The sequence below is a fragment of the Anoxybacillus andreesenii genome (assembly GCF_030813005.1).
Taxonomy (GTDB): Bacteria; Bacillota; Bacilli; order Bacillales; family Cytobacillaceae; genus Robertmurraya; species Robertmurraya andreesenii.
Window position 1 is genome coordinate 1 of record NZ_JAUSTU010000052.1, and the last position, 7,400, is coordinate 7,400.

General features: G+C 36.2%; 6 protein-coding genes. 4 read left to right on the forward strand and 2 right to left on the reverse strand.

All coding sequences use genetic code 11. The annotated features are described in order from the left end of the window. Positions 1-187: 187 nt before the first annotated feature. Both J2S07_RS21340 and J2S07_RS21345 read left to right on the forward strand, forming a co-directional pair. Positions 188-1,219, forward strand: coding sequence for an ATP-binding protein (locus J2S07_RS21340; RefSeq protein WP_307152403.1), 1,032 nt, complete (start codon positions 188-190; stop codon positions 1,217-1,219). Between the two features lie 6 nt (positions 1,220-1,225). After that, on the forward strand, positions 1,226-2,185 hold the full coding sequence (locus tag J2S07_RS21345; protein ID WP_307152404.1) for a response regulator: 960 nt from the start codon (positions 1,226-1,228) through the stop codon (positions 2,183-2,185). Between the two features lie 218 nt (positions 2,186-2,403). Here the strand turns inward: J2S07_RS21345 and J2S07_RS21350 are convergent, their stop codons facing one another. After that, positions 2,404-3,717, reverse strand: a complete 1,314-nt coding sequence (locus J2S07_RS21350) for an anaerobic C4-dicarboxylate transporter family protein (RefSeq protein ID WP_307152405.1) — start codon at positions 3,715-3,717, stop codon at positions 2,404-2,406. 798 nt (positions 3,718-4,515) lie between these two features. On the opposite strand from J2S07_RS21350, the gene J2S07_RS21355 reads away from it, so the two are divergent. Continuing rightward, positions 4,516-5,133: a DUF47 domain-containing protein gene (locus J2S07_RS21355; protein ID WP_307152406.1), complete on the forward strand. Its 618-nt coding sequence runs from the start codon at positions 4,516-4,518 to the stop codon at positions 5,131-5,133. Positions 5,134-5,149: 16 nt separating this feature from the next. Continuing rightward, positions 5,150-6,148: an inorganic phosphate transporter gene (locus J2S07_RS21360; protein WP_307152407.1), complete on the forward strand. Its 999-nt coding sequence runs from the start codon at positions 5,150-5,152 to the stop codon at positions 6,146-6,148. 42 nt (positions 6,149-6,190) lie between these two features. Here J2S07_RS21360 and J2S07_RS21365 read toward each other — a convergent pair whose 3' ends face one another. Beyond that, positions 6,191-7,177 carry a tRNA dihydrouridine synthase gene (locus tag J2S07_RS21365; RefSeq protein WP_307152408.1) on the reverse strand — a complete coding sequence of 329 codons (987 nt, stop codon included), beginning with the start codon at positions 7,175-7,177 and terminating at the stop codon, positions 6,191-6,193. Between the last annotated feature and the right edge of the window lie 223 nt (positions 7,178-7,400).

Here is a 7,400-nt window from a genome sequence, read left to right on the forward strand (position 1 = left end):
AATTTATTTTAACACCAGGTTGGGATTTTTTTAATACATCGCTATAAGCTTTCCAGAACCCTACGCCTAGCGTAGGGTTTTCTTTCTACGAAAAAAAATAAAACCTTTACAAGCGGGTTTTATTGTTGGGTTATCTGTTGTTATTTTTCGTACATTCCTACCTGTTTTAGGACCAGGACAAGTTAATTTGATTGAGGAATTTTTTTATCATTTACCTGTGTTCTTTTATTATTTTGTATACGGTTTATTTTTCTATCTTTTTAAAACAAAAAAATTCTATAACAAGCCCGTATTTATTGTTTTTATTGGAATGATGATTGAGAATATCGCTAATGTAACCGAGGTATCAATTAGACATTATTTTTCCACAGAATGGATTTCCTTAAATAATTTCTTAATTATATTTCTTATAAGTTTTGTTCGCAGCTTTTTTGTTTTAGGGTTCTTTAATTTCTTTCTCTTACGGGAAGCAAATATTACAGAGGCATTTCAGAGAAATAGAAATGAAGAAATGCTGGTTCTAGTTTCTGATTTATTTGTAGAGATGGTGCAGTTAAAGAAGTCGATGAAAAACGCTGAAAATACTACGAAAGCCTGCTATGATCTATACCGCAATCTCGCAAAAGAAAATAATCAATACGCAAAAACAGCCCTTAATATTGCCGGAGAAATTCACGAAATAAAAAAAGATCATCAAAGGATCTACTCTGGTTTGTCGAGGCTTAAAGTAAAAAAACTATCAACTGATTTGCTAACAATCGAAGAAATTATTGATGTAGCCATCCAATGTAATCGCCGATATGCAAAAATGCTAGAAAAGGATATACATTTTGAAATAAATATTTTAGGAGAGCATCCACCTTATAATTGTTTTATTGTTCTCTCCCTTATTAATAACCTAATTACTAATTCCATAGAAGCCATTCAAGAAAGTGGAACTGTTACTATTTTAGTAGAAAAGGACGAGCAAAATGTAATTTTTAAGGTTCAAAACAACGGACCAGGAATTCCAGAGAATAAACTAACACTCGTATTTGAGCCTGGTTATACAACTAAATATGATTTGTCAGGAATTGCATCTAACGGAATAGGACTCTCACATATAAAAGAAGTAATCGAAGGCTTAAATGGGAAGATTAATCTTACTTCTAATCAAAAACAGAAGCAAACGACTTTTTTAATTCAACTACCGATAAATACTATAAATAGTACGGGGTGATAAAAAATGAGATTTTTTATTGTAGATGATTCCCTTGCAGTTAGAGCTATGTTATCAGAAATCATTATTTCCGAAGGGCTGGGCACCGTTGAAGGAGAAGCAGAAGATGGAATCGACGTTGATTGTGAGCTATTAAACAACAAAAATATTGACATCCTACTTATTGATTTATTAATGAAGGAAAGGGATGGTTTAGAAACGATTAGAGCCATTACTCCCCATTTTAAAGGAAAAATCATTATGATCTCTCAGGTTGATCAGAAGGATACAGTTGCAGAGGCATATTTACTTGGAATTGACCATTTTATTACAAAACCAATTAATAAATACGAAGTTGTTAGTGTCATTCAAAATGAGATAAAGCACTATTTACAAGAAAAATCCATTAAAAATATCCAGCAATCATTAATTTCTTTGACAAATTTTCATCACAGCAGCATAACGGAAAAACCAATTGAGTCTAATATGACATCCGTCATTAAGCATGAAGTTCATACTTCTGGAATTGCCCATAGCGGAAATACGATCCTAATGGAACTAGGAATTGTTGGTGAAAGTGGGTATTATGATTTATTAAATATTATTGAATACTTATTTAAATTAGAAGTTAACTGTAAAGATAAGTTCCAATTTCCTTCTCTTAAACAGCTTTTTGAGCAAGTTGCCTTAGAACACTGTAGTTCCTCTAATAACAAAAACTGTATTAATAAGGAAGCAAAAGCAAGTGAGCAAAGAGTACGAAGAGCCATTCATCAAGCTTTAAATAATCTAGCTTCCATTGGATTAACGGACTATGGAAACCCTATTTTTGAAAAGTATGCATCGAAATTCTTTGATTTTACTCAGGTAAGAATGAAAATGCTAGAACTAGATGGAAAAAAGACTCACAATGTTCCATCCAGATTAAATGTAAAAAAATTCATTGAAGTCTTTTATTTAGAAGCAAAAGAAGCCAAAGAAAACTAATGGAGCAAATTTAAAAAAAGATAAACTTTTGCATTAGTATTTGTGAAATTATTCACAAATACTAATGCATTTTTAACTTGAAAAAGCCCTGTCATCCACTTTGGATAGAAAGGGCTAAAATTTTTATTATAATATCATGTTTGGAATTACTAGTGGTACTATATTGTTGGTTAGCTTACTTTAAGCAAGTAATATAGTTAATTGTTGCAGTTCAACACTTATAATAAGATAGAACTTAATAGTATACCAATTCCAATGGCACCAACGGTAGCAATTAGTCCTGGTACCATAAAGCTATGATTTAAAATATATTTCCCAATACGAGTTGTTCCTGTTCGGTCAAAGTTTATCGCTGCAACAACAGTTGGATAGTTAGGAATAAAGAAGTAACCATTTACTGCTGGAAACATTGCAATTAATAAAGCAGGATTAATTCCTAATGTTATCCCTAAAGGCACAAGGGTTCTAACGGTTGCTGCCTGGCTATAAAGAAGAATGGATAGAGCAAATAAAGCAACTGCGAATAACCATGGTGCTGCAGTAACAAGATCTGCAATTGAACCATTAATAAATTCAGCATTTCCTTTAAAGAAGGTGTCACCCATCCAAGCTATCCCAAAAATAGCTACAACTGCTGCTGCACCTGCTTTAAACACACTTCCTGAAACAATTTCATCCACTTTAGGCTTACAGAAAATAATGATAAGAGCGGAGATTGTCAACATAACAATTTCAATTGCTACTGGCATTGACATTCGAGTAACTACTCCATCGACCACCCAGCTTGGGCGTAATTGTTCAAATGAACCAAGAAGTACTACTAATATCGCAGCTAAGAGGAACAATGAAACCGATAGTTTTGAAGCAGTGGTTGCTTCATATGCTTTTTTATCTTTTTTAATTGGTGCAAGACCTTCTTCTAACCTTTTCAAATAAATTGGATCGTTTGGAAGCTCCTTACCCATTTTACTAACTACAAATGCTGCAATCATACATGCAATAAATGTAGATGGAATACAAATCATCAATATATCAAGTAAAGTTATTTGAAAATCCGTTAATAATGCTAGCAATGCTACAGTAGCCGCTGATATTGGGCTAGCAGTAATGGCTTGCTGTGAAGCAATGACCGCAATCGACATTGGTCTTTCAGGGCGGACACCTGACTCCCGAGAAACTTCAGCAATAACTGGTAATACGGAGTAAGCCACATGGCCCGTACCTGCACAGAATGTAAAAATATAAGTAACTATTGGTGCGATAAAGGTAATATATTTAGGATTTTTTCGTAATGCCTTTTCTGCTATATGAACAAGGTATTCCATACCGCCTGAAGCCTGTAAGGCACCAGCCGCAGTAATAACCGCCAATATCATTAGCATAACATCAATAGGTGCCGATGTTGGCTCTAAACCAAAAACAAATGTGAGGATGGCTAATCCTACTCCCCCCATAACTCCTAACCCTAACCCACCTAACCTAGCACCTATAAAGATACATGCAAGCAGGATAAAAAATTGAAGCCAAAACATATAAGTTACCTCCAATCTGATTGTGAACTTTGGAAATATCTAATCGTCTCTACTCAGAATTTGTTTAAAGAGTAAAAATTATTTCATTTTCAACCGATCATTTTCCACCTTCCTTCAGGGTTAACAACTGTGAAAACATTCACAAATTGTGTTAAAAATTTTTCTCAAAAAAGTTGGTTGAATTACTAAAGGAGTTCTCTTTCTTTTTCCTTTGTATTTTCTATTTCATGGTACAAATTAATCTACAAAAAGTTACAAGAAAATACATCGTTTTATAATAATACAAATTTTTGTCAGACTTTATTATAGGCTCTTTTCTCAAACATTGTTGCTTTTGACCAAAAAATAATTAGACAAAACGGTATTTGATGCAGACTATCTCTAGAAACAACGGAGAAAAGTGCTACTCAATCTATGCGTATCGCACGCCTAGTATGAAACGGAATGGCCGGTATTAAGGACATTCCAGAACCACAATCCGTGCGAAAACAGCCTTATAATAAAAGTGAAGGGTACTGAAGAGTTTTTTTGTGGTGCAAACGGGGACAATAGTCCACCAAAAATAAATAATCGTTTTGGATACGGATCAAAGCCTTCAGATGGAAACTCCCAACTATTTAAGCTATTAATCCAATTTTCTTTTCTTGCTAACATATATTCCTCTTTAAATCAATACAAAACTAGCATTTTCGATTGTAAAGTTTATGTAAATTTTTCATTAATCTCCTATTAACTTTCGACAAAATAAGCTATTATTTGAAAAGCTCGATTATTAATTTACGAGGTGAGAACAGGAAGATGTTTAAGAGAAAAGAGGATCAATTTTATCTTCATTTGGCTAATATATCTGCGAACTTAACAGAGAGTATGAATTATTTTTCCGACTATAAGTTAAGGAATACAGAGGATTTAGCTATTTTTTTTGAAAAAATGAAAGACTATGAGAAAAAAGGCGACTCTCTTGTTCACCAAGTCATTCAGGATTTGAATAATGTGTTTATAACGCCGATTGAGCGTGAAGATATTCTAGCACTAGCAATGAATATGGATGATGTCCTCGATGGCTTAGAAAGTACGGCTGCCTTATTTGATATGTATTCCATCACATCTGCTGATGAATATATGCTGCAGTTTGTTGATGCCATCCAAAAATGTACCGAAGAAATTGAGGTTGCGATTCATTTATTATCGAAAAAGAAGCTGAAAGAAATAAGAGCGCATGCGATAAAGATAAAAGACTATGAATCTAAATGTGATCTGGTTCTGCGGACTTCGATTAAACATTTATTCCAAACCGAAAAGGATCCGATTCGAATTATTCAATATAAGGAAATTTACGAAGAGCTTGAAACAGTGGCTGACTACTGTCAGAATGTCGCTAATATATTTGAAGCAATTATTATGAAAAATGCATAAGGAGTAACCAACGAGCATGAATACAATCCTTATCCTTACGATATTAATTGTCGTTTTTGCGGTCGTATTTGATTTTATTAATGGATTTCATGATACGGCGAATGCGATTGCAACATCCGTTTCGACAAAAGCACTCAGCCCAAGACATGCGATTATATTGGCATCCGTGATGAACTTTGTCGGTGCCATGACATTTACAGGGGTGGCAAAAACCATTACGAAGGATATCGTCAATCCCTTTACTCTAGAAAATGGATCGACCGTGATCCTTGCAGCATTAGTGGCTGCGATCATCTGGAATTTAGTCACTTGGTACTATGGGATCCCAAGCAGCTCATCCCATGCGTTAATCGGAGCCATCGCCGGTGCTGCTATTGCCGCTGCTGGATTCAACACATTAAATTATAGTGGATTTATTGCCATTATTAAGGCGCTCCTTTTATCGCCGCTACTTGCATTCGGAGTAGGGTTTATCGTCTATAGCATTATTAAATTGGTCTTCAAAAATAGTAATTTGCCGAAAACAAACAAACGATTTAGGCGCATCCAAATTGCCACCGCTGCTTTGCAATCATACTCTCACGGAACCAACGACGCACAAAAAGCGATGGGAATTATTACAATGGCTTTGATCGTCAATAATTATCAAAGTTCCAATGATATTCAGCTCTGGGTTCAATTTATTTGTGCACTTGCGATGGCATTAGGAACCGCCATGGGTGGTTGGAAAATTATTAAAACCGTCGGCGGCAAAATCATGAAAATCCGCCCTGTCACTGGGGTCGCAGCTGATTTGACGGGAGCCGCCGTAATCTTTGGCGCAACCTTTCTTCACATGCCTGTCAGCACAACACATGTTATTTCTTCATCCATTCTAGGAGTCGGTGCTTCCCATCGCCTAAAAGGAGTTAAGTGGGGCACGGCGCAAAGGATGCTCATTACATGGGTCATTACCTTGCCTATTTCCGCTACTCTTGCAGCAATATCCTATTTCATTCTTGATTTATTCTTTTGACAGAGAAACCCTCCCCCTATTCATTTTCGGGGGAGGGCTTTTTTATTCAAGTACCCCTATTCCATCAAGATTCTTTGACGCAAAGTTGTCAAGCATCGCACGTACTTCATCTGTTGACTCTGTGCTCATTAATTGATTTCTTAATTCGCTCGCCCCTCGAAATCCTTTAACATAGATCTTAAAAAAGCGATGAAGAGCCTTGAATGAGCGCAGCTCTAAATTTGAGTATTTATCATGGAGGTCCAGATGCAATCTTAAGAGATCAAGCAATTCCTTACTACTATGGTCCTTGGGTTCTTTTTCAAAGGCAAATGGATTATTGAAAATACCACGCCCAATCATGACCCCATCAACACCATATTCATTGGCAAGCTTTAACCCAGTTTGACGGTCAGGGATATCCCCATTAATCGTCAAAAGCGTATCTGGTGCCACCCGGTCACGAAGTTTCTTAATTTCCGGAATCAGCTCCCAATGAGCATCTACTTTGCTCATTTCCTTCCTTGTACGGAGATGAATGGATAAATTGACAATATCTTGTTTCAATATATGTGTCAGCCAATCCTGCCATTCGTCTACTTCCGTGTAACCAAGCCTTGTCTTGACACTTACGGGTAATCCTCCTGCTTTTGCTGCTTGGATTAACTCTGCCGCAACTTCTGGACGACGGATCAGGCCGCTTCCCTTTCCATGCTGTGCCACATTAGGCACGGGACAACCCATATTAATATCTATACCCCGAAAGCCTAATTCCGCCATACCCACGCTCATTTGTCGAAAGTATTCAGGCTTATCTCCCCATATATGGGCGACAATGGGTTGCTCATCCTCAGTAAAAGTCAAACGCCCACGCACGCTTTTAATCCCCTCTGGGTGACAATAACTCTCCGTATTTGTAAACTCTGTAAAAAATACATCAGGTCTAGCTGCCGCGCTTACTACATGGCGAAAAACAACATCCGTCACATCTTCCATTGGTGCCAGTATAAAAAAAGGTCGTGGTAAATCACGCCAAAAATTATCCTTCATCTTTCTAATCCTTTCATTATGGGAACGCAACCAAGCCACTATCCCAAAATTTTAAAGCTTAAATGTCCTTTGCTTCTTTTACACTTATACCATGGTTAGGTGCTTTTTATCAAACGATCGGAAATGTTTGATTGAGTCAAGTATTTGTGGGCAGAAATTTCTTCACCTTATTATTGGTAGCGATTTCATGATTTAAAAGTCTCTCTTGATATTGAAATTTCCA